This window comes from Phyllobacterium sophorae, assembly GCF_003010965.1.
GTDB classification, from domain to species: Bacteria; Pseudomonadota; Alphaproteobacteria; order Rhizobiales; family Rhizobiaceae; genus Phyllobacterium; species Phyllobacterium sophorae.
This window is the reverse complement of sequence record NZ_PGGM01000016.1, coordinates 13,776-34,453: the sequence shown is the minus strand read 5'-3', so window position 1 is coordinate 34,453 and position 20,678 is coordinate 13,776. Positions and strand designations below refer to the sequence as shown.

The following is a 20,678-nucleotide window of genomic DNA, read 5'->3' as shown; positions in this document are numbered from 1 at the left end:
CGGCGCACCACGCACGATAATTGTTGCGTTTGAACTCACAACCCAACCAAACCACGTATCTCCTGGGGCGTCTTACCCTGTTCGCGCAATTCGCGCAGGGCCGTATCCTTGCGGCTTTTCGAGAGTTTCTGGCCGTCGCGGTCGAGCACCAGCGCGTGATGGTGGTAGACAGGAGGATCGATATCGAACAGCCGCTGCAGGAGACGATGTACGCTGGTGGCGTGAAAGAGGTCCGTGCCGCGGACGACATGGGTGATGCCCTGCAGGGCATCGTCGATGACGACGGACAAGTGATAGCTCGTCGGCATGTCCTTGCGCGCGATGATGACGTCGCCCCAATCCTGCGGCCGCGCCTCGACCAGATGTCTGTCAGGTGCGGTTTCGCTCCACGAGAGTTTCTCGCCAACATGTTCAAGCGCGCGCTGCATATTCAAGCGCCAGGAGAAAGGTTGTCCTTCGCCGATTCGCCGGTCGCGCTCGCTTTTTGAAAGCATCCGGTCGTTTGGCGGGTAGTGAAGCGCCCCATCGGGATCACGCGGCCAGTGATCCCTGTCTCCGGGCATCGCTTCAATTGCCCGCTTGATATCACTGCGGCTAAGGAATGCCGGATAGACAAGTTCCATGCCGATCAGCTTGCTCAATGCTTTGTGGTAGACGGCAAAGTGCTCGGACTGGCGGCGAATGGGTGTTTCCCAGTCGAGTCCTATCCACCGCAGGTCCTCAAGCATGGCCCGTTCCAAATCTGGCGTGCAGCGCTCGCGGTCGATGTCTTCCATGCGCAGGAGCAACCTTCCGCCCGTATTGCGTGCCATTTGCTGGTTCAGCAAAGCCGAATAGGCATGGCCAAGGTGCAGATGGCCATTGGGACTTGGAGCAAATCGGAATACCGGAACTGTCATGAGTGATGAGTGGCGTTCTTGCGTGGGTATCGCAGCAATTGATACGGTGTTTGCGAAACGATGCAAAGCGAACGGTTGAAGACATATGCGCAGGATAGATACACTCGACGATATCGCCGAAGGCCTGGAAGTCTTGCTGCAAACCCATCCGGAGCTTGGGGTCATCGCTGAGCGGGCAGGGCCGTTGCCGTTACGCCGTTCCGAGCCGGGTTTTGAAAGTCTTGCTTCGGTGATTGTATCGCAGCAGGTCTCCAAGGCGAGCGCTGCTTCGATTTGGGACCGCCTCGTCCGGCTTAACGATCCGCTCACCCCGGAAAACTATCTGGCGGGCGGTGAGGAGGCGTGGCGGCTCGCCGGTCTGTCGCGTGCCAAGCAGGCGACGCTTGCCCGCATCAGCGAGGCGATCATTGCCGGCGAGCTCGATCTTTTCGACCTGTGCGACCGGCCGATCGATGAGGCCATGCAGGTGATGACAAGCGTGAAGGGCATTGGCCCATGGACGGCGGAAGTCTATCTCCTGTTCTCGGCCGGACATGCGGATGTCTTCCCGTCGGGCGATGTCGCGCTCCAGCATGCCTATGCCCATGCCTACTGCGAATCAGTCCGGCCGGACTCAAAAGCGCTGCGGCTTTTTGCCGAGCGCTGGTCGCCCTGGCGCGGTGTTGCAGCCCGACTTTTCTGGGCTTACTACGCCGCAACCCGTGGCCGCGATGGCACACCAATCGCATGAAGTTGAAATAACGGGGTTTTTCCTCAACAATCACAGCAATTCGCTTCACATTCCTGTCACGTCCAGCTTACAATAATGGGGCCTGATGGTTGGATTGGGAGTTGATTCCTTGACAATAGCCGTCTCGCCGGACGGGTTACCGGCTTTGGTGCTCAATGCGGACTATCGTCCGCTCAGTTATTACCCCTTGTCGCTCTGGTCCTGGCAGGACGCGATCAAGGCGGTTTTTCTCGACCGTGTGAACATCGTCGCGGAATATGAGCACGAGGTGTCTTCGCCCTCCTTCGCCATGCGGCTGCCCAGCGTGGTTTCACTCAAGACCTACATCAAGCCATCGCGAAACCCCGCTTTTACCCGGTTCAATGTTTTCCTGCGCGACCGGTTCGAGTGCCAGTACTGCGGCTCCGAGGAAGACCTCACATTCGATCACGTTATTCCGCGTTGTGCCGGCGGAGAGACGATCTGGGAGAATGTCGTGGCCGCCTGTTCGCCCTGCAATCTTCGCAAGGGCGGCTTGATGCCCAACCGGGCGAAGATGTGGCCGCGGCAAAAGCCTTATCAGCCGACGGTGCACGACCTGCACAATAATGGCCGCCTGTTTCCCCCAAACCACCTGCACGAAAGCTGGATGGATTATCTCTACTGGGATGTCGAGCTGGAACCTTAGAGACTTCAGCCAATCCACCCCGGTGGCCATCTGATGCGATTTTCTGTGCTTCCGGTGCTCACGTACTATACGTACGCTGCGCTCCGGTTCTCGAAAACCGCACCAGCTGACTCACCGGGCTGAATTGTCAGAAGGTCTCAACTACGCTCTTGAGATTCAAGAAAGCGTATCTAGGCTTTTCTAGCCCCCCGGAAAGCGACTGTCATCAGAACAAGGCTCGCGATTGCGTTCCAGCCGGCAAAGGAAAGGCCGAGCACACGCAGCGCCGCGGTATCGCATGCGGGCGGATGAACGGCATTCATGTCATTGAGCAGATTGCCTGCGTCTGTCGTGATCGACATGGAAACCGCAGTACAATCCGTCGGGCCGGCCCAGAACTTCCACTCCACGCCAGCGTGGAAAATCGCCAGTCCCAGTCCGATGAGCATCAGGATTCCGCCGAGTGCCAGCAGAAGACGTGTGAGACCGGCAGGCCATTTCAAGCTTGACGAAGCCACCGCGAGCGCCATCAGCGGGATTCCGGCATAGTAGGGATAGCGCTGTTCCAGGCACAATTTGCAGGGAAGATAGCCGCCGATATATTGAAAACCGAGTGCAGATCCGACTGTGACGATCATGGCCAGCAAGAGGAAGATGGCGGTCTTGAGGTGGGCGGAGGTACTGGTGGTAGCCATGATGTATTTGACGTCCTCATTCATGATCTGAATCACAGGTGATAATAATGGAACAAGGCATAGAGCAAAATTAGGACGGCTGCGGCCGCGCTTGCGATCAGGCCCAGCCGCTTCTCGATGAAGTGACGAATTGGTTCGCCATAGCGGCGCAGCAGCCAGGCGAGGAAAAAGAAGCGTGCGCCGCGCGCGATGATCGCCGAGGCGATGAACAGCCAGATATTGATCGCGGCGGCTCCGGAAAGGATGGTCACGACCTTGATGGGCGGCAGATGGGCAAGCCCCGATGTAACCAGCAGAAGGAGGATCGCATCGGCGCTGGTAGAACCGCGCAACTGCTCGAAAGCGTCCAGCTTGCCGTACATTTCAAGAATGGGTTTTGCCAATGTCTCATAGGCGTAATAGCCGAGAAGCCAGCCGGCTATGCCACCGAGGACCGACGCGAGGGTTGCCACGAGTGCATAGCGATAGGCGCGATCGGGCCGTGCCAGCGCCATAGGAAGGTAAAGCACATCGGCCGGGACGAGAAACACCGAACTTTCGACGAAGGCGATGATTGCGAGCCAGACTTCCGCCGATTTGCGCGCGGCAAGAGACATCGTCCAATCGTAAAGTCTGCGCAGCATAAGTGGGTTCCTGTCGGGGGAGTTGTTTGGAAAAGGCCGGTGATCTTTAGAGCAAACTTCGCCCGAATGGAATCGTTTCGCTCAAATTTAGCGGCCCGGCGTTGCACTTTTGCCCGATCCCGCGTGTCGCCTTTAGTGGTCCGCTGCCAGTGCAGCAACACACGAGTGCGTTATCATCGAGAAAACGTCTTATTGGTGTTGACCGAAGGCCGCCTCTGCATGTATTTGGCTTTCACGGATTTGGTTCGCCCAGATCGACGCCTGTCTGGCGGCCCCCTTGGCGGAATTGGTAGACGCGCCTGACTCAAAATCAGGTTCCGAAAGGAGTGCTGGTTCGATTCCGGCAGGGGGCACCACTAGCAGGGCAAAAGCCCGATTTCTGGTTGCTCGCGGAAATTCAGTAGTCGTTCACGCGGTAGGTGCAATTGGTGAACACCTTGGCACCAAAGTCGCTTGGCCGATCACAGAATACCAGTGGGCTAACGTTGCCGGACGAAGTGCAGCCGGGCAAAATCATCAACAAGGCTGCCAAAAGCATCGCAATACGTGTCATGTGTTCAACCCTTTCAGACCGGATACGCGGCAGGCGACGTCTTAGTATTTGTGGCCGAGCCGCGGCGTGCAGTGGGTAGTTGCCGTGGATTTAAAAGAACCGGGGGTGTCGCAGAACACCAGCGGACTGACATTTCCTGATGAAGCGCAGCCAGTTAATATCATCAAAACCGTTGCCGCTAACAGCGCGATACGCATGATGGATCAACCCTCCAGCAATGGTGGCCGGTTCCCGTGCGGGACAGCCATCAATGATGATGAAAGTCGGTTTCTAGCAGGATAGCCTACCACACTGCGGCGGCTCAGGTGTAATTTTCCGGAAAGCCCCTATTTCCGCCGCGTCAGATCGCGCAGACGTTCCCGGACGACACGCGCAAGATTTTGCGTGCGCCGGTAGAGGTGAAGCTGCGACGCTGCCTGCCGTGCAGCGCGATCCGCCGCCGGCGTCAATCCGATCACGAGCGTGCCGATGGGCTCCCGTTCCTGAAACAGCCGCGAGGCGACGGGGTGGTCGGGCACGGCGCAGGAATCGGTCCGGTCGATGTTCGGGTCATCAAGGTGGTTCTTGAGCATCTCGATCATCAGGAGAACGCCGGGTGAATAGGCCGCCAGACTCTCGTCATAAGCGGTCTTCCAGGTCCAGGCCTCGCCGGCTTCGACAAAGACGACGAGCACGGCGATGGTCTTGCCCTCAAGTTCGAGCGTGTGAATGCGGGCCAGATCGCGGGCGGCGAGGTTATTGACGGCTTCGCGGGCAAAGGCGGCGCGGAAACGATCGACGGCCATCGCCGAGCCGCGCTGGCCCTTCCAGCCGCTGGCTTCCAGCGCCAGAAACTCTTCCAGCTTGAGGCGGATATCCTCACCGCTGCGGCTCACTGTATAGGTCAGCTTGCCCTTTTCTGAAAGACGGCGCCAAAGCCTGCGATATTCCTTGGCGTGGCGCGGGCCGATCGCATCACGCAGGTATTCCTCGCCTTCCTTGGCGCTTTCGAGGAACGGGCGTTCGACCTGATTGACGGACACGAGCGGAAGATTGCGGTCCATGGCAACCGAGCGGATCAGCTGCGCCACCGGACGGTTCAGCAATACATCGGGAAGGACGAGAATATCGGGGAATTTGAGGTGCTTGCGCGCCAGCATATCGAACAGATCGTTGAGTACGCCGACAGGATCGTCCCTGTCGATCAGCGGTGTGCCCTGGGGGCCAAAGGGTGTGGCCCAGGCGCGCAGGATCGAGGCCGACACGGTGAAGCCGGGCCGTTCGATTGTATAGGGCATGAGGAAGCGCAGACGGCTTTTCACGTCATTTTCGTCGCGCATGACCATGAAACGGACTTGCCGGTCATCGAGACGCGGCATGGCCGGCGCCAGGAAGCGCGGATTGAAGAAGATATTGGGCTCGACGGTTCTGTAGGTCAGGTATTCGAGTTCATCGAGCAGTTCGAAGCCGGCAGAGGCCGAGTAGACGGAGAGCTTGCGCGGTACGCCGCGATTTCCCAGGGTCTCCTCTATCTGCTTTGCCGCATCGTGCGGGTGATCGAATCCCGAGAGCTGTGCAATGATCTGCGAGGAGGGACCCCCGGCCAATTCTTCGAGAAGCGGTATGGCTGCCATCAGATTTCTTCCTTGGCAGGACTTGCATTCGTCCTGCCGGCAAACACGAACATGGTGATGTTCAGACGATTGTAAACAGTCAGCGCGAGTGTCACCGCCTCAAATACCATCGAGAAGGCAGTGGCGAATGCGGCGCCAGCGAGGCCATAAACCGGTATCAATACAATGCTGAGACAGATGTTAACAATCAGTGTGACGGCATAGACCATGGCGCAGATTTTTTGCTTGCCGGCCATGTTGAGGAGGCTCTCCGCCGGGCCGACCGAAGCGCGGGCGACAACGCCGATCACCAGAACGAACAGCAATGGATAGCCATCGGTGAACTGGGCGCCGAAGAGGTAGAGCAGTGGTTTTCCAAGCAGCAGCAGGACGATTGCCATCCCGAGTGACGGCCAGAAGGTCCAGCGCGCAGTGTCCCGTGCGAATTGCGCCAATTGAACATTGTCATGGCTGTGCATCAGTTCCGAATAACGCTGCGCAGCGCCTGCCTTCACTGAAAAATAGACGAAATGCACCAATGCGAGCAGCTTCACCGTGGCGAAATAGGTCGCGACCTTGTCGGGGTCCATGAAGCGCCCGACCATCAGGACGTCGGCATTGGTGAGCAGGAAGAAAAATCCTTCGACCAGGAAGATGGGCAGCGAGACGGCAAACCACTCGCCAAAGCGGATTTGCCTCGCGCCGGGCGCGACGACGGTGCGGAACCTGTGGTTGACGACAAGCAACTGAAACAGCGTTGTCGTATAGGTTGCGATGATCGCCGAGGATACGGCCGTTACCGCAGTTGGAGCGAAGCCGGTAATATGCAGGATGCTCATCACCAGCAAGGTGAGAACCGGCCGGATGATGTAGGTTGGCGTGAGGGCGACGAACGCCCACGACCGCGATCGCGCCGTTCCATCGAGCGTGTCGCCAAGCGCAATCATCGGCAGGCAGATGAAGCCGATCATGAATGGCGCGACGTAGTAGGATTCGATCGTTTCGCGGAAGAAGTAGACGCCAGCCGCGCCCGCCAGCGCAATGCACGTGGTCAGGCCCAGTGCAAAGGCCTTGCTGGTAAACAGCATGCCGCGCAAGTGATCCAGTTGCTGGCGCTCGAGATATTCCGGCACGAAGCGGATGATGCTGGTCTGGAATCCCAGGCACGACAGATTGCCGAGAATGACGACCGTTACCCACACCAGGACAAAGATGCCGTATTCGAACTGGCCCATCCAGCGTGCGAAAATCACCTGCGAGACGAGGGCAATGGCTGCGCTGACAATGCGCACGAAAAACGCGATCAGCGAAACACGCTGTGCAACGGCGTGCTCGGTTGATCCGTCAAGCATCTGATCCACGCGCAAGAGCCACGGATTAAGCTGCTGTGACAATTTTTCCGGCAAAAACCGGACCGCAGCTCCGACCGCAGAAATTCGCAAGGGCAGCTCCAATCGTTCCAATGCCAGACGCTATAACCCGTAAACCTTTAGAAACGGTTCGAAAAGTCAACGGGTTCTGCTTTGGAAACCATGCAAAAAGGCCGCATCATGAGTGCGGCCTTTTCGGTGATTGTCAGTGATTGTCAGACGAAGGCGCCGTGACAGTGCTTGTATTTCTTGCCGGAGCCGCAGGGGCAGGCCTCGTTGCGGCCAATCTTGCCCCAGGTCTGCGGATTGTCGGGGTCGCGGTCCGCCGGATCGACGACACGCAAATCTTCCTGCACCGCAAGAACACTGCCCTCGCCGAAATCATCCTCACCAGTAAAGCCATCGATGTGGTGACCTTCCATCACCGGCAGGGCCGGCTCCGGGGCACTTGCCGCTTCGCGCACGATTTCGACGCGCATCAGCTGCGTCGTCACGTTTTGGCGCAGATTGATCAGCATCGTCTGGAAGAGCTCGAAACCTTCCGTCTTGTACTCGTTCAGCGGGTCACGCTGGGCATAACCACGGAAGCCGACAACGGAACGGAGATGATCCAGATTGACGAGATGTTCGCGCCACAAGGCATCCAGGGTCTGAAGGATGACCGATTTCTCGACATAGGCCATGATCTCCGGGCCGAAACGTTCGGCACGATCCGCGGCTGCCTTCTCCACTGCATCCGTCAGGCGTTCACGAATATCATCCGGTGTAATGCCGTCTTCGAGTGCCCATTCGGTGATCGGCAGATCGAGGTTGAGAATATTGCGTACGTCCTCGTCGAGCTGCTTGATATTCCACTGCTCCGCGTAGGCACCTTCAGGCGTATGCCGCGAAATCAGGTCATCGACCACATCTTCGCGCATTTCCTTGGTCGTTTCGCTGAGGTTGGTGCTGTCCATCAGCTCGATGCGCTGCTCAAAGATCACCTTGCGCTGATCATTCATCACGTCGTCATATTTGAGAAGATTCTTGCGGATGTCGAAATTTCGCGCTTCCACCTTCTTCTGCGCCTTTTCCAGCGCCTTGTTGATCCAGGGATGGACGATGGCTTCGTCCTCCTTCAGGCCGAGCTTCTGCAGCATGCCGTCCATGCGTTCGGAGCCGAAAATACGCATCAGATCATCCTGAAGCGACAGGAAGAATTTCGAACGCCCCGGATCACCCTGACGGCCGGAACGGCCGCGCAACTGGTTGTCAATGCGGCGGCTTTCGTGCCGCTCGGTCGCCAGGACGTAAAGACCGCCGGCGGCCAGCGCCTTCTCTTTCAGACGGGCAATGTCATCGCGAATGGCAGCTTCCTTGGCCTTGCGCTCTTCACCATGCGGCATATCGTCGAGTTCCCGCGCGATACGCATTTCCACATTGCCGCCGAGCTGAATATCGGTGCCGCGGCCAGCCATGTTCGTGGCGATGGTGATTGCGCCGGGTACGCCGGCCTGGGCGACGATATAGGCTTCTTGCTCATGGTAACGGGCGTTGAGAACCTGGAAGTCCTTGAAGCCCTCCTTGCGCAGGCGCTCTGCAAGCTGTTCGGATTTTTCGATCGACGTGGTGCCAACGAGGATAGGCTGGCCCTTGGCGGTTGCCTCGCGGATATCGCGAACGATCGCCTTGTATTTCTCCTCGACAGTCCGGTAGACCTCATCGTCCTCGTCGGCCCGCTGAACAGGAAGATTGGTCGGGATTTCCGTGACCTCGAGGCCATAAATATTGCCGAACTCTTCCGCTTCGGTGGAGGCGGTGCCGGTCATGCCGGCAAGCTTCTTGTACATGCGGAAATAGTTCTGGAACGTGATCGAGGCCAGTGTCTGATTTTCCGGCTGGATCGTCACGTGTTCCTTGGCTTCGAGTGCCTGATGCAGGCCTTCAGAAAAGCGGCGGCCCGGCATCATGCGGCCGGTGAACTCATCGATAATGACGATCTCGTCATTGCGGACGATGTAGTCCTTGTCCTTCTGGAAAAGCTTGTGGGCGCGCAACGCATTGTTGACGTGATGCACGACAGCAACATTCTCGATGTCGTATAGACCTTCGCCCTTGAGATGCCCGGCTGCCTTGAGCAGGTTCTCAAGCTTCTCGGTACCTTCCTCGGTGAAGATGGCCGTCTTCTGCTTTTCGTCGATCTCGTAATCTTCCGGTCTCAGCGGCAGGATAAACGTATCGATGAGATTGTAGAAGTCGGAGCGGTCATCCAGCGGGCCGGAAATGATCAGCGGCGTGCGGGCTTCATCGACGAGGATCGAGTCAACTTCGTCGACGATCGCGTAATGATGCGGCCGCTGCACCATCTGGGCGCGCTCATATTTCATGTTATCGCGCAGGTAGTCAAAGCCGAGTTCGTTGTTTGTGGCGTAGGTGATGTCCGCACGATAGGCGGTGGCACGTTCCTCGTCATCGAGTCCGTGGACAATAATGCCGTAGGTGAGGCCGAGGAAATTATAGACCTGGCCCATCCAGTGCGCATCGCGGGTCGCGAGGTAGTCGTTGACGGTCACGACATGCACGCCCTTGCCCTCAAGCGCGTTGAGGTAGACTGGCAAGGTCGCAACGAGCGTCTTGCCTTCGCCGGTACGCATTTCAGAAATGCCGCCATTGTGCAGGACCATGCCGCCGATCAGCTGTACGTCAAAGGGACGCATGCCGAGGACACGCTTGGCCGCCTCGCGCACCACGGCAAAAGCCGGGACGAGCAGATCGTCAAGTTTTGTCCCTTCGGCAAGTTTCGCGCGGAATTCAGCGGTCTTTGCCTTCAACTGTTCATCGGTAAGTGATGAAATTTCCGCTTCAAGCGCATTGATTGCATCAACGCGGGGTTTGAAGCTCTTGACACGGCGCTCATTGGAAGAGCCGAAAATCTTGCGGGCAAGGCCGCCGAAACTGACCATCCCTGGTCCTCTCTAATTCGTTTTGTCAGATAAATCTGACATTTAATTACCCGCCGCCCGGCTTTTGAAACAGCTGATACTGTGCAGGCATCATGCCCCATGTACCAAGCATATCCGTTGCCAAGCTATCTGGACGCAAAGCCGTTGGACAGATAAGAGGGGGCTTGAATGATGTCAATGTTGAAGCAGCACGCTGTTATTGCTGCATCGTGGCAAAATTCTGCCGTATTCATAGCCCGTACCGGTCCTCCCAAGGAGAAATTGACCCATGAACCAATTGCGCAAAACCCTTTCATTTATGACTGCTGCCGTATTTTTGACCGGTATTTCCTCTGTGGCAATAGCCCAGGACACCGGCAAGACGGACCCTGCCAAGCCGGACGCCGCTCAGGCGGATGCTGCGAAGGCGGATCCCAACAAGGTATTGGCAACAATCAATGGCACCAAGATCACGCAGAAGGATGTCGATCAGATTTCCACGGACCTCGATCCCCAATTTGCGCGTCTGCCCGACGATCAGCGGCGTTTGGCCGCTCTGGCCGCGATTATTGACATCAAGTCGCTTTCGGCCAAGGCCGAGACCGAGAAGCTGGATCAGACTCCGGAATTCAAGGCTCGCATGGAATTCCTGAAAGACCGCGCTCTGCACAACGACTACTTCAAGCAGCAGGTCGTCGACAAGATCACTGACGCCGACGTGCGTGCCCGCTACGACAAGGAAATGGCAGCAATGCCAGCCCAGAACGAAGTTCGCGCCCGTCACATTCTGGTAAAGACGAAGGAAGAAGCGGAAGCAATCATCAAGCAGCTCGATGGCGGAGCCTCCTTCGAAGATGTTGCCAAGGAAAAGTCGACGGATGGTTCGGCCGCCCAGGGCGGCGATCTCGGTTACTTCGGTCCCGGCCAGATGGTGCCGGAATTCGACAAGGCAGCCAATGCCCTCGAAATCGGCAAGTACACCAAGGAACCGGTTCAGACACAGTTCGGATTTCACGTGATCAAACTGGAAGACAAGCGCCCGCAGCAGCCGCCGGCGTTCGATCAGGTGAAGGACCAGGTCAAGTCCATCCTCATTCGTGAGCGCTACATGGAATTGGTCAAGAAGGACCGTGCTGACCTGAAGATCGAATATACCGATCCGGAAACGGAAAAGGCGATCAAGGCCGCGACCGAGGCACAGCAGTAACATTGGAATGGGCCCGGTCTTCACCGGGCCTTTCTTTCAGCCCTGACCCAACCTTGCGAAACGCTCTTTTCGAGGTAACCAATGTCGACGACTGTCTCTCCACTGGCTCCGAAACATTATCCGGCCATGCCGGAAATCCATGGGGTGAGGATCGCAACCGCTGAAGCCGGTATCAAATACAAAGGCCGAACCGATGTTCTGCTTATCGTGTTTGACAAGCCGGCCGCGGTGGCGGGGGTATTCACCAGGTCAAAGTGTCCTTCGGCAGCCGTGGATTTCTGCCGTAGCAGCCTTGGTGGCGGTAAGGCACGGGCCGTCGTGGTCAATTCCGGCAATGCCAATGCGTTCACCGGCAAAAAAGGCAGGGAATCGACCAAATTGACTGCTGCGGCTGCGGCAAAGGCCGTCGACTGCAAGCCGGGCGAAGTTTTCCTCGCTTCAACGGGCGTTATTGGCGAGCCGCTTGACGCTGGAAAGTTCAGTCATCTCTTGGCCGACATGACCAGGAACGCCGTCACGAGCCGCTGGCAGGAAGCCGCCAGTGCCATCATGACGACGGACACCTTTCCGAAGGTTGCAACGGAAACGGTTCTGCTGGGCGGAGTGCCGGTTACGATAAACGGTATTGCCAAGGGCGCCGGCATGATCGCGCCGGACATGGCGACGATGCTTTCCTTTGTTGCCACGGACGCACCGATCGATTCGGATGTCCTGCAAGCGCTGTTGTCGAAATCCGTCGGCAAGAGTTTCAATTCCGTGACCGTCGACAGTGATACTTCGACGTCAGACACACTGCTGCTCTTTGCAACGGGCTCCGCTGCCGAACGCGGTGCTGAGCGGGTAACCAAGGTCAAGGACAAGCGGCTGAAGGATTTCAGCAAGGCGCTCGACCGGGTACTGAAAAGCCTCGCCTTGCAGGTGGTGCGCGATGGCGAGGGCGCGCGCAAGATGCTGGAGATCACGGTGACTGGAGCGACCTCGGACCGGTCGGCCAAGCGCATCGCCCTTTCCATCGCCAATTCGCCGCTGGTCAAGACGGCCGCGGCGGGCGAAGATGCCAATTGGGGCCGTATCGTCATGGCCGTCGGCAAGGCAGGTGAACCGGCAGACCGGGATCGCCTGGCGATCTGGTTCGGCGATATCCGCGTTGCCCGCGAAGGCGAGCGCGATCCGGACTACTCGGAAGAAGCAACCTCCGCTTACATGAAGAATGACGATATCAAAATCCGTGTCGATATCGGTCTCGGCAAAGGCAAGGCAACTGTCTGGACTTGCGACCTGACCAAGGAATATGTGGCGATCAACGGTGATTACCGTAGCTGACAAGGATTACGGATGCAGTTAGCCCAAATCAGGCAGATTGAGGCGGTTGGGTTTCGGGCCTGGCCCGCTTCCTCCGTCCACTACGACGGAAGTTGGGCCATTCGCATGACGGCAAGCCATCCTTCCAAGCGCTTGAACTCGGTCAATCCCCTCGACCCCGGCGATATCGCCAATATGGAGCAGCGGGTGACCCGCGCCGCTCAGCGGTTTCGCGCCTATGGCAGGCCGCCTGTTTTCCGCCTGTCGCCACTCGCGCCAAAAGAACTGGACCAGTATCTGGACGATCTCGGTTGGGCGCGTTTCGATGAATCGATGGTCATGACCGTGGATCTGGCAAATGTCGATCTCTCCGGTGCGCTCGACCAGATACCGCTGAAAGATATCGGCCGGTTCATTGACGCGGCGTTGCAGGTGCAGGGTGAAAATTCTGCCCTGAAGCCGGGACTGTTCGAAGTCATCAATGCGATACGGCCCTCCAAGGGCCTGTTTGTCATCGAAGAGGGTGCGGTGCCGGTATCAACCGCGATTTGCGTCCATGATGGCACGCTGGCGGGGCTGTTCAATATTGGCACGGCAGCAAATCGCCGCCGTGCGGGGCTCGGCCGGGCCATCATCAAGTCTGCACTGAAGTGGGCCGTGCAGCACGGTGCCAGGAGGGCCTGGCTGCAGGTGGAGGTGGCGAATACCGGTGCCATCAAATTGTACGAGCATATGGGCTTCAACGAAGCCTATCGCTATGCTTACCGTCAGGCTCCGGACACATGAGCGAACATCCGATCCTGCTGGTGACCGCTTGCGCGCTGGTTGATGCCGACGGCAGGGTACTGCTGACGCAACGTCCTGAAGGCAAGTCACTTGCCGGCCTGTGGGAATTCCCGGGCGGCAAGGTCGATCCGGGCGAAACGCCGGAAGAGAGCTTGATCCGCGAACTGCGCGAAGAACTCGGCATTACTGTTAAACCCGCCTGCCTCGCACCGCTGACCTTTGCCAGCCATACCTATGAAACGTTTCATCTGCTGATGCCGCTTTTCATATGCAGGCGGTATGAGGGCATCCCGCGTTCCATGGAAGGGCAGGTTTTGAAATGGGTAAAACCGAAGGATATGCGCGATTATCCGATGCCGCCTGCCGACATCCCGCTCATTCCGTTTCTCATCGATCTGCTGTAATTCTTTGCCAATTGTTAATGACTCCTTCACCTGATTGAGCGACTTTTAGTCAATTCTGAAGGCGTATTTTCAGGTGGGGCATGGGGCGCAAGAACGACTATCGTGACGACGAGCTGTTGCTGTCGAGAACTCTCTCGGGCGCAGGGATGGGTCTGTTGCGGATCACGCTGTTGTTCGGTTCGGCGGCTATCGCATTGGCGCTGATCATTGCGCCGCTTGCCGACCGCGGATCGCAAGCCGTGGTCGACTACTCGACTGGTCGTTCCATCGACGAAATCGCGACGGGATCGATCAAAAAGGCCGATCCGGCTGCATCCACCTTTACCGTCCGCCGCAGCGTGCTGCAAAGATCGCCGAATGCCGTCTGCATCCTCAACAGCGACGGGTCGAAAAGCGGCGACTGCTGAGAACCTATTTCTTTTCGAGCGATTCCACATCCTTGAGAAAATCGGCAAGCGACGCCTTGGCCGAGCCCGGCTTCAGCGGCTTCTGCTGCGATTCGTGCGCGGCCCAGCCGGACATCCAGATGAACGAGAATGTCGCTCTGATCCGGCCATCGGGGTCGCTGAAGCGGTCCGCATAGACCTCTGCGACCCGCGCAAAGAAGTGCCGTGTCAACGGCCGCCGCGACCGGCCGGTCAACGCGTTCTGCATGCCCATGGCGCGCAAGTCGCGCATCAATGCGAAGGCCGAATCATAGCGTACCGTATAGCTCTCGATATCTGTGACCGGCAAGGTGAACCCGGCACGCTGCAGCAAGCCTCCGGCATCGCGGACATCGGCAAAGGGTGCAACCCTTGGCGCGGCGCCACCAAATATCTCGCTCTCTGCCACGAGCAGGCATTCGCGCAATTCCGCCAGGGTGTTTTCACCGGCCATCGCCCCGAGAAACAGGCCGTCAGGTCTCAACGCGCGACGGATTTGCAAGAGCGTGCCAGGCGTATCGTTGGTCAGGTGCAGCGAAAGCAACGAGACGATCAGGTCTGCACCGGCGGGTTTGAGCGGCAGTGCTTCCTCGTCAGCGACAACCGCCGGAAATGCTCCGGTGAAAAACCGCGCATCCTGCTCGACACGGACGATCGTCGCGGCCTTGCCGGACCGTTGCAGCGCCTGTGCCGCAAGATCCGTATGGCTTGCAAGATCGACTGCAATTTCGAACTTGCGCTCAACGGCGGAAAGACGCTCTTCCAGGTCGGCGGCAGCGCGCGCAAGCAGAAAATCCGCAGAATGCCCGTGTTGCTTCAGAGCGCGCAAGCGCCGGGCCAGAAGCAAATTTCGATCGAAGACCTGATGCATTCCGAATTTCTCTGATCTCTGTATAGTTCTCACGGTAGATGCGTCGCCTCGGGTGAAATTGCAATGAAAACCGTTGGAACAACAGCAGCTCTTTTGACACGCTCGGCGACAAATCAGCTGTTCAGGCTGTTGTTTCCACCGATTTGCGCTGGCTGCGACATACACGTGGCTGAGCCAGGAACCTTGTGTGGCGCCTGCTGGTCAAGGGTGCGCTTCATCGAAAAACCTTGCTGCCCGGTGCTTGGCATTCCGTTCAGCCACGACCTCGGCGCCGAGATTCTTTCCGCCGAGGCGATTGCTGATCCGCCGCCATTCCGGCGCGCGCGATCGGTTGCGGTGCATGAGGGCGTCATCCGCGATATGGTGCACCGGCTCAAATACGATGACCGTACAGACCTTGGCCCCTGGATGGCGCGCTGGATGCTGCGGGCCGGCAGGGAGTTGCTGAACGATTGCGATATAATAGTCCCTGTGCCGTTGCATGCACGGCGCTTCTGGTTGCGAAGATTCAACCAGTCCGCAGAACTGGCCCGCCATCTGGCAAGCTTGAGCGGCAAGACATTCGACCCGGATGCGCTGAAACGCATCAAGCAGACAAGACAGCAGGTTGGCCTCGGGGCAAACGAGCGGACGGCCAATGTGCGTGGGGCCTTCAAGGTGCCGGAGACGCAGGCGATCAAGGTGCGCGGACGCAATGTCCTTCTGATCGACGATGTCTATACTACCGGCGCCACTGTGAAAGCGGCTTCGCGTGCCTTACTCAGAGGCGGTGCGTCAAGTGTAGATATTCTCACTTTTGGCCGGGTTCTGGGACAGGAATTATCGGTCTGAGGGCGTTCTCGCGCAAAGAACAGGTCTTTTCGGCAGAATATTTGATGCCTATATAGGAGGACAAAGCGGAGTATCTGAATGGTTGATGTAACAATCTATACGCGTAACGGTTGCGGTTATTGTACTGCCGCCAAGGGTCTTCTTTCAGACAAGGGCGTTGCGTTCGTCGAGCATAATGCGACGATCGAACCTACGGCGCGACAGGACATGCTGGCACGCGCCAATGGCCGCACGACTTTTCCGCAAATATTCATTGGCGAAACCCATGTCGGCGGCTGCGACGATCTGTATGCGCTGGAAAATCAGGGCCGCCTCGACACATTGTTGAAAACCGGCGAACTCGCTTGAGGATAATGACATGAGTGCATTTCGTGCCGCCGCTATCCAGATGCGCTCGGGCGTAGACCCGCAACGCAATGCCGCCGATCTTGCTGGTTATGTTGCAGACGCGGTGGGGAAGGGCGCTGTTTACGTCCAGACGCCGGAAATGACCGGTGCCCTGCAGCGGGATCGCAAGGGGCTCCAGAGTGTCTTGAAGGCCGAGAACGATGATGTCATCGTCCGCACCGCTTCAGAACTTGCCGCCAAGCATGGAATTCACCTGCATATTGGCTCAACGGCGATCGCCCGTGACGATGGCAAGATTGCCAACCGGGCATTTTTATTTGGACCGGACGGTAATATCCTCACGCGCTACGACAAGATTCACATGTTCGATGTCGATCTCGACAATGGCGAGAGTTGGCGTGAGTCTGCCGTTTATGCGCCTGGTGCCGATACGGTGGTGATCGACCTGCCCTTCACGCGCCTCGGTTTCGCAATTTGTTACGACGTCCGCTTCCCGCAATTGTTCCGCGCGCAGGCTTTGGCTGGCGCAGCCGTCATCACGGCACCTGCCGCCTTCACCCGCCAGACGGGCGAGGCGCATTGGCACGTGCTGCAGCGCGCCCGTGCCATCGAAAACGGTGCCTTTATGATTTCAGCAGCTCAGGGCGGTGTTCATGAAGATGGCCGCGAGACCTATGGCCACTCGATGATAGTCGCGCCATGGGGTGAGGTCCTGGCGGAAGCTGATCATGCGGATCCTGGCGTTGTCGTCGCGGATATCGATCCTGCCTTAAGCGCCGCTGCCCGAGCAAAGGTGCCAAACCTCAAGAACGCACGTCCATTTGGACTGGTCGTTGAGAACGGCGGCCAGAGTGAAAGGCTTGTCGTGGCGTCATGATCCGTTTTTCCCTTCATTGCGACAATGATCACGATTTTGAAGGCTGGTTTCGAAGCAATGATGATTTTGATACGCAGGCCCAACAGCGGCTTGTGACGTGCCCTGTTTGCGGCTCGCACAAGATCGGGAAAGCATTGATGGCGCCTTCTGTGACCACCGGCCGGCAAAAAGAAAAAATTGCCGTTGCCATGAGCAAAATGGTCACGGAGTTGAAGGAGATTGCTCAGAAGGTCCGCGAGAATGCCGACTATGTCGGCAGCGACTTTGCCGAGGAGGCCCGCAAGATCCATTTCGGCGAAGTGGAGAAGCGCGGCATTTACGGGGAGGCCACGGGGGAGGAGGTCAAGTCCCTGCTGGAGGACGGCGTCGATGTCATGCCGCTACCAGTCTTTCCTGAGGATCACAATTGATCTTGCCCGGTTAAAGCGGATGTCTATGGTGGTCCAACTGAACCCCATCGGATGATTCCCCATGCCATTTCTGAATTCTGCCCCCGTGCTGCTTGTCTTGACAGGCACGTTTCTCGGATTGACGCTGCCGTTCGGCAAGCTGGCATTCGCTGCAGGCATAGCGCCGTCGCTATGGGCATTCGTCATCTCCACGGGAGCAGGGACCGTGCTGCTTGTAGCGTTCCTCATCATGGGGAAACGGCCGCGCTTCGACGCTCACATGATGAGGTACTATCTTGTGGCTGCGCTTGTATCCTATGCCATTCCCAATCTCATGACGCTCTCAGCGATCCCACATTTGGGGTCCGGCTATACCGGGATCATGTACACGCTGTCGCCGGTGTTTACCCTGATGCTTTCGATATTGTTCAAAATGCGAAGGCCCAATCTTCTCGGCCTTCTCGGGATATTCGTAGGGTTTGCCGGGGCGGTCCTCGTCGGCTTTACCCGCGGTCAGGTCGGCCAGCCGGCCGAACCCCTGTGGGTGGGGATTGGGCTGCTTATTCCGGTGCTTCTGGCATTGGGCAATGTCTATCGCACGATCGACTGGCCGGAAGGCGCCGATCCGACCGAGCTTGCGGCCGGTAGTCATTTAACGACAGCCGTTGTCCTCATTCCGGTGATTTTCTACATGACTGGAGCATTCCCGGTCGAACCGCTTGGCACTGTGCCATGGCTGGTTTTCTTCCAGGTTCTGGCATCTGCCTGCATGTTTGCTTTGTATTTCCGGCTTCAGGCCGTCGGGGGTCCCGTGTATCTCAGCCAGATCGGATATGTGGGCGCGGCCGTTGCTCTGCTCGCCGGAACGCTGTTCCTGGGCGAAGTCTACCAGCTCGCGACCTGGGTAGGGGCTGTCATCATCACGATCGGCGTTCTGATGACCACGAAGGCCCAGCGTATGGCGGCAAAGGCCGCTTAGAGCGCTTCAAGGCTCTAGGGCCTTGTTGCCAGAACCATGTAGTTGACATTGGTATCGCGCGAGCGGCTCCAGCTGTCGGCAAGCGGGTTATAGGTAACGCCGACCTTTTCAACGATCTCAAGTCCGGCACGCGATAGCGCCGTTTCCAGTTCTTCGGGACGGACCAGCTTGTCATATTGATGCGTGCCGCGCGGCAGCCAGCGCAAGACATACTCGGCGCCAAGAATCGCGAGGCCGAGCGCCTTCAATGTCCGATTGATCGTGGCGACAAAGGTCATGCCGCCGGGTTTGACCATTTGCGAGCATGCCGACATGTAGAGATCGACATCGGCAACGTGTTCGACGACTTCCATGTTGAGAACGATGTCGAATTGTTCTCCGGCTTCGGCGAGGGCTTCCGCGGTGGTTGCACGGTAGTCGATGGAAAGGCCGCTTTGCGCGGCATGGATCTTGGCCACTTCGATATTGGTTTCGCCGGCGTCGGCGCCAACGACCGTTGCGCCAAGGCGGGCCATGGGTTCGCAAAGAAGGCCGCCACCGCAACCAATATCGAGTATACGCAGGCCGGCAAATGGCAACGGCCCGTTTGGATCGATGCCGTAGTGGGCGCACACCTTTTCCTTGATATAGGCAAGGCGCGTCGGGTTGAACTTGTGCAGGGGCCGGAACTTGCCCTGCGGGTTCCACCACTCGGCCGCCATGCGCGAAAAGCGCTCGACTTCCGCCGCATCGATTGTACTGCGCTGTGTTGTCGCCATCGGCCTGTCCTCGCTGTTGTTTCCGAGAGGCCCCGTCCGGCAAAAAATGTCAAGACGCAAATCGTTCCGCGTTCTTGCAGTCACGTCATAATTTCGTTATGGGAGGCCGCATTCATTTGGCGAAGGGTGGTTTCATTTCCAGCGGCTCTTTTCCGACCCAATTTCAGGCATTCCAGAACGGTACCTTTCCATGGCACGCATTGTGATGAAATTCGGTGGCACTTCGGTGGCCGATATCGACCGCATCCGTAATGTGGCCAGGCACGTCAAACGTGAAGTCGATGCCGGACACGAGGTTGCCGTCGTTGTCTCTGCCATGGCCGGAAAAACCAATGAGCTGGTGGCTTGGACCCGCCAGACCTCGCCGATGCACGATGCGCGCGAGTATGATGCCATTGTTGCCTCCGGCGAGCAGGTAACTGCCGGCCTGCTGGCGATCGCGTTGCAGGCTATGGGCGTGCATGCGCGTTCATGGCAAGGCTGGCAGATCCCGATCAAGACCGACAACGCGCATGGCGCGGCCCGTATCCTCGAAATCGACGGTTCGTTCCTGATCGAGCGGTTCGAGGAAGGGCAGGTCGCTGTCATATCCGGCTTTCAGGGCATTGGACCGGACAACCGCATCTCGACGCTCGGACGTGGCGGCTCGGATACCAGCGCGGTTGCCATCGCGGCAGCCGTCAAAGCCGATCGATGCGACATCTATACGGATGTCGATGGTGTGTACACCACCGATCCGCGTGTGGAACCCAAGGCTCGCCGCCTGTCGAGGATATCATTTGAAGAAATGCTTGAAATGGCCTCGCTTGGCGCCAAAGTGTTGCAGGTGCGGTCCGTCGAGCTTGCCATGGTGCACAAAGTGCGCACATTTGTCAGGTCCAGTTTCGAAGACCCCGATGCGCCGGGCATGGGTGATTTGATCAATCCGCCCGGAACACTTATTTGCGACGAGGAAGAAATCGTGGAACAGCAGGTTGTCACAGGAATTGCCTACGCCAAGGACGAAGCCCAGATTTCGCTGCGTCGCGTTGCTGATCGCCCCGGCATATCCGCCGCCATATTTGGACCGCTCGCCGAGTCGCATATCAACGTTGATATGATCGTTCAGAATGTCTCGGAAGATGGCACCAAGACCGATATGACCTTCACGGTACCGTCGGGTGATCTCGACAAGGCGCTGGTTGTCCTGGAAAAGGTCAAGGCGGAGATTGGCTGCGACATCATCCAGTCGGAAGCCGGTATGGTCAAGGTCTCGGTCATTGGTATCGGCATGCGCAGTCATGCGGGCGTTGCCGCGACGGCTTTCCGCGCGCTCGCCGACAAGGGCATCAATATCCGCGCCATCACCACTTCGGAAATCAAGATTTCCATTCTTATTGATGGTCCCTATGCGGAACTTGCAGTACGCACTTTGCATTCCGTCTACGGTCTGGATAAGCATTAGCAAGCCAGATTCTATTTGTCGGCATCTT

Annotated in this window: 23 protein-coding genes and 1 tRNA gene; 15 read left to right on the top strand and 9 right to left on the bottom strand. The window is 57.8% G+C overall.

Translation table 11 applies throughout. The features are described 5' to 3' along the window. Positions 1 to 35: 35 nt before the first annotated feature. Entirely contained in the window at positions 36 to 899 is an 864-nt protein-coding gene (gene gluQRS / locus CU103_RS25855) for a tRNA glutamyl-Q(34) synthetase GluQRS (protein WP_106666914.1), read from the bottom strand. A gap of 85 nt (positions 900 to 984) precedes the next feature. Here gluQRS and CU103_RS25850 point away from each other — a divergent pair, with 85 nt between their 5' ends. Both CU103_RS25850 and CU103_RS25845 read left to right on the top strand, forming a co-directional pair. Next, entirely contained in the window at positions 985 to 1,629 is a 645-nt protein-coding gene (locus tag CU103_RS25850) for a DNA-3-methyladenine glycosylase family protein (RefSeq protein ID WP_106666913.1), read from the top strand. 109 nt (positions 1,630 to 1,738) lie between these two features. After that, positions 1,739 to 2,296, top strand: a complete 558-nt coding sequence (locus tag CU103_RS25845; protein WP_106666912.1) for an HNH endonuclease — start codon at positions 1,739 to 1,741, stop codon at positions 2,294 to 2,296. A gap of 170 nt (positions 2,297 to 2,466) precedes the next feature. Here the strand turns inward: CU103_RS25845 and CU103_RS25840 are convergent, their stop codons facing one another. Beyond that, on the bottom strand, positions 2,467 to 2,970 hold the full coding sequence (locus CU103_RS25840) for a disulfide bond formation protein B (protein WP_106667042.1): 504 nt from the start codon (positions 2,968 to 2,970) through the stop codon (positions 2,467 to 2,469). A 32-nt stretch (positions 2,971 to 3,002) separates the two neighbouring features. Next, positions 3,003 to 3,593, bottom strand: a complete 591-nt coding sequence (locus CU103_RS25835; protein WP_106666911.1) for a YqaA family protein — start codon at positions 3,591 to 3,593, stop codon at positions 3,003 to 3,005. A gap of 271 nt (positions 3,594 to 3,864) precedes the next feature. On the opposite strand from CU103_RS25835, the gene CU103_RS25830 reads away from it, so the two are divergent. Further along, a tRNA-Leu gene (locus CU103_RS25830) sits at positions 3,865 to 3,949 on the top strand. Between the two features lie 41 nt (positions 3,950 to 3,990). Here the strand turns inward: CU103_RS25830 and CU103_RS31610 are convergent. Further along, entirely contained in the window at positions 3,991 to 4,146 is a 156-nt protein-coding gene (locus CU103_RS31610) for a hypothetical protein (protein WP_162707288.1), read from the bottom strand. A gap of 84 nt (positions 4,147 to 4,230) precedes the next feature. On the opposite strand from CU103_RS31610, the gene CU103_RS31215 reads away from it, so the two are divergent. Then, positions 4,231 to 4,428, top strand: a complete 198-nt coding sequence (locus CU103_RS31215) for a hypothetical protein (protein ID WP_146147873.1) — start codon at positions 4,231 to 4,233, stop codon at positions 4,426 to 4,428. 44 nt (positions 4,429 to 4,472) lie between these two features. Here the strand turns inward: CU103_RS31215 and bspF are convergent, their stop codons facing one another. The 3 genes from bspF to secA form a co-directional block, all read right to left on the bottom strand. Beyond that, positions 4,473 to 5,759 (bottom strand): type IV secretion system effector crotonyl transferase BspF, encoded by a 1,287-nt coding sequence (gene bspF, locus CU103_RS25825; RefSeq protein ID WP_106666910.1) that lies wholly within the window; start codon positions 5,757 to 5,759, stop codon positions 4,473 to 4,475. Then, complete coding sequence (locus tag CU103_RS25820) at positions 5,759 to 7,180, bottom strand: lipopolysaccharide biosynthesis protein (RefSeq protein ID WP_106667041.1); 1,422 nt, start codon at positions 7,178 to 7,180, stop codon at positions 5,759 to 5,761. Before CU103_RS25820 ends, bspF begins: the two co-directional genes overlap by 1 nt. A 143-nt stretch (positions 7,181 to 7,323) precedes the next feature. After that, on the bottom strand, positions 7,324 to 10,050 hold the full coding sequence (gene secA, locus CU103_RS25815) for a preprotein translocase subunit SecA (RefSeq protein WP_106666909.1): 2,727 nt from the start codon (positions 10,048 to 10,050) through the stop codon (positions 7,324 to 7,326). A 268-nt stretch (positions 10,051 to 10,318) separates the two neighbouring features. Here secA and CU103_RS25810 point away from each other — a divergent pair, with 268 nt between their 5' ends. The 5 genes from CU103_RS25810 to CU103_RS25790 all read left to right on the top strand — a co-directional run bounded on the left by CU103_RS25810 (position 10,319) and on the right by CU103_RS25790 (position 14,135). Continuing rightward, positions 10,319 to 11,236 (top strand): peptidylprolyl isomerase, encoded by a 918-nt coding sequence (locus CU103_RS25810; RefSeq protein WP_106666908.1) that lies wholly within the window; start codon positions 10,319 to 10,321, stop codon positions 11,234 to 11,236. Between the two features lie 81 nt (positions 11,237 to 11,317). Beyond that, entirely contained in the window at positions 11,318 to 12,559 is a 1,242-nt protein-coding gene (argJ, locus tag CU103_RS25805; RefSeq protein WP_106666907.1) for a bifunctional glutamate N-acetyltransferase/amino-acid acetyltransferase ArgJ, read from the top strand. A 12-nt stretch (positions 12,560 to 12,571) separates the two neighbouring features. Further along, entirely contained in the window at positions 12,572 to 13,324 is a 753-nt protein-coding gene (locus tag CU103_RS25800; RefSeq protein WP_106666906.1) for a GNAT family N-acetyltransferase, read from the top strand. Further along, positions 13,321 to 13,728, top strand: a complete 408-nt coding sequence (locus CU103_RS25795) for a (deoxy)nucleoside triphosphate pyrophosphohydrolase (protein WP_106666905.1) — start codon at positions 13,321 to 13,323, stop codon at positions 13,726 to 13,728. Before CU103_RS25800 ends, CU103_RS25795 begins: the two co-directional genes overlap by 4 nt. A gap of 80 nt (positions 13,729 to 13,808) precedes the next feature. Next, entirely contained in the window at positions 13,809 to 14,135 is a 327-nt protein-coding gene (locus tag CU103_RS25790) for a hypothetical protein (protein ID WP_106666904.1), read from the top strand. A 4-nt stretch (positions 14,136 to 14,139) separates the two neighbouring features. Here CU103_RS25790 and CU103_RS25785 read toward each other — a convergent pair whose 3' ends face one another. Continuing rightward, positions 14,140 to 15,024, bottom strand: a complete 885-nt coding sequence (locus tag CU103_RS25785; protein ID WP_106666903.1) for a methyltransferase domain-containing protein — start codon at positions 15,022 to 15,024, stop codon at positions 14,140 to 14,142. A gap of 63 nt (positions 15,025 to 15,087) precedes the next feature. Between CU103_RS25785 and CU103_RS25780 the strand changes: the two genes are divergently transcribed. From CU103_RS25780 to CU103_RS25760, 5 genes are all read left to right on the top strand, one after another. Beyond that, positions 15,088 to 15,855: a ComF family protein gene (locus CU103_RS25780; RefSeq protein ID WP_106666902.1), complete on the top strand. Its 768-nt coding sequence runs from the start codon at positions 15,088 to 15,090 to the stop codon at positions 15,853 to 15,855. 78 nt (positions 15,856 to 15,933) lie between these two features. Beyond that, positions 15,934 to 16,203: a glutaredoxin 3 gene (grxC, locus tag CU103_RS25775; protein WP_106666901.1), complete on the top strand. Its 270-nt coding sequence runs from the start codon at positions 15,934 to 15,936 to the stop codon at positions 16,201 to 16,203. Positions 16,204 to 16,213: 10 nt separating this feature from the next. After that, positions 16,214 to 17,080, top strand: coding sequence for a carbon-nitrogen hydrolase family protein (locus CU103_RS25770; protein ID WP_106666900.1), 867 nt, complete (start codon positions 16,214 to 16,216; stop codon positions 17,078 to 17,080). Then, positions 17,077 to 17,490 (top strand): DUF1178 family protein, encoded by a 414-nt coding sequence (locus tag CU103_RS25765; RefSeq protein ID WP_106666899.1) that lies wholly within the window; start codon positions 17,077 to 17,079, stop codon positions 17,488 to 17,490. Before CU103_RS25770 ends, CU103_RS25765 begins: the two co-directional genes overlap by 4 nt. A gap of 61 nt (positions 17,491 to 17,551) precedes the next feature. After that, entirely contained in the window at positions 17,552 to 18,448 is an 897-nt protein-coding gene (locus CU103_RS25760; RefSeq protein WP_106666898.1) for a DMT family transporter, read from the top strand. 14 nt (positions 18,449 to 18,462) lie between these two features. Here the strand turns inward: CU103_RS25760 and ubiG are convergent, their stop codons facing one another. Next, positions 18,463 to 19,206 (bottom strand): bifunctional 2-polyprenyl-6-hydroxyphenol methylase/3-demethylubiquinol 3-O-methyltransferase UbiG, encoded by a 744-nt coding sequence (gene ubiG / locus CU103_RS25755; protein ID WP_106666897.1) that lies wholly within the window; start codon positions 19,204 to 19,206, stop codon positions 18,463 to 18,465. 190 nt (positions 19,207 to 19,396) lie between these two features. On the opposite strand from ubiG, the gene CU103_RS25750 reads away from it, so the two are divergent. After that, positions 19,397 to 20,650: an aspartate kinase gene (locus tag CU103_RS25750; protein WP_106666896.1), complete on the top strand. Its 1,254-nt coding sequence runs from the start codon at positions 19,397 to 19,399 to the stop codon at positions 20,648 to 20,650. The last annotated feature ends 28 nt before the right edge of the window (positions 20,651 to 20,678 follow it).

Coding starts and splice junctions, on each gene's coding strand:
- bspF (WP_106666910.1), bottom strand. CDS start 5,759: ATGGCAGCCATACCGCTTCTCGAAGAATTGGCCGGGGGTCCCTCCTCG.
- CU103_RS25850 (WP_106666913.1), top strand. CDS start 985: ATGCGCAGGATAGATACACTCGACGATATCGCCGAAGGCCTGGAAGTC.
- CU103_RS25780 (WP_106666902.1), top strand. CDS start 15,088: ATGAAAACCGTTGGAACAACAGCAGCTCTTTTGACACGCTCGGCGACA.
- CU103_RS25840 (WP_106667042.1), bottom strand. CDS start 2,970: ATGGCTACCACCAGTACCTCCGCCCACCTCAAGACCGCCATCTTCCTC.
- CU103_RS31610 (WP_162707288.1), bottom strand. CDS start 4,146: ATGACACGTATTGCGATGCTTTTGGCAGCCTTGTTGATGATTTTGCCC.
- secA (WP_106666909.1), bottom strand. CDS start 10,050: ATGGTCAGTTTCGGCGGCCTTGCCCGCAAGATTTTCGGCTCTTCCAAT.
- CU103_RS25795 (WP_106666905.1), top strand. CDS start 13,321: ATGAGCGAACATCCGATCCTGCTGGTGACCGCTTGCGCGCTGGTTGAT.
- gluQRS (WP_106666914.1), bottom strand. CDS start 899: ATGACAGTTCCGGTATTCCGATTTGCTCCAAGTCCCAATGGCCATCTG.
- CU103_RS25800 (WP_106666906.1), top strand. CDS start 12,572: ATGCAGTTAGCCCAAATCAGGCAGATTGAGGCGGTTGGGTTTCGGGCC.
- CU103_RS25770 (WP_106666900.1), top strand. CDS start 16,214: ATGAGTGCATTTCGTGCCGCCGCTATCCAGATGCGCTCGGGCGTAGAC.
- CU103_RS25790 (WP_106666904.1), top strand. CDS start 13,809: ATGGGGCGCAAGAACGACTATCGTGACGACGAGCTGTTGCTGTCGAGA.
- CU103_RS25765 (WP_106666899.1), top strand. CDS start 17,077: ATGATCCGTTTTTCCCTTCATTGCGACAATGATCACGATTTTGAAGGC.
- argJ (WP_106666907.1), top strand. CDS start 11,318: ATGTCGACGACTGTCTCTCCACTGGCTCCGAAACATTATCCGGCCATG.
- CU103_RS25785 (WP_106666903.1), bottom strand. CDS start 15,024: ATGCATCAGGTCTTCGATCGAAATTTGCTTCTGGCCCGGCGCTTGCGC.
- CU103_RS25750 (WP_106666896.1), top strand. CDS start 19,397: ATGGCACGCATTGTGATGAAATTCGGTGGCACTTCGGTGGCCGATATC.
- ubiG (WP_106666897.1), bottom strand. CDS start 19,206: ATGGCGACAACACAGCGCAGTACAATCGATGCGGCGGAAGTCGAGCGC.
- grxC (WP_106666901.1), top strand. CDS start 15,934: ATGGTTGATGTAACAATCTATACGCGTAACGGTTGCGGTTATTGTACT.
- CU103_RS25810 (WP_106666908.1), top strand. CDS start 10,319: ATGAACCAATTGCGCAAAACCCTTTCATTTATGACTGCTGCCGTATTT.
- CU103_RS25835 (WP_106666911.1), bottom strand. CDS start 3,593: ATGCTGCGCAGACTTTACGATTGGACGATGTCTCTTGCCGCGCGCAAA.
- CU103_RS25760 (WP_106666898.1), top strand. CDS start 17,552: ATGCCATTTCTGAATTCTGCCCCCGTGCTGCTTGTCTTGACAGGCACG.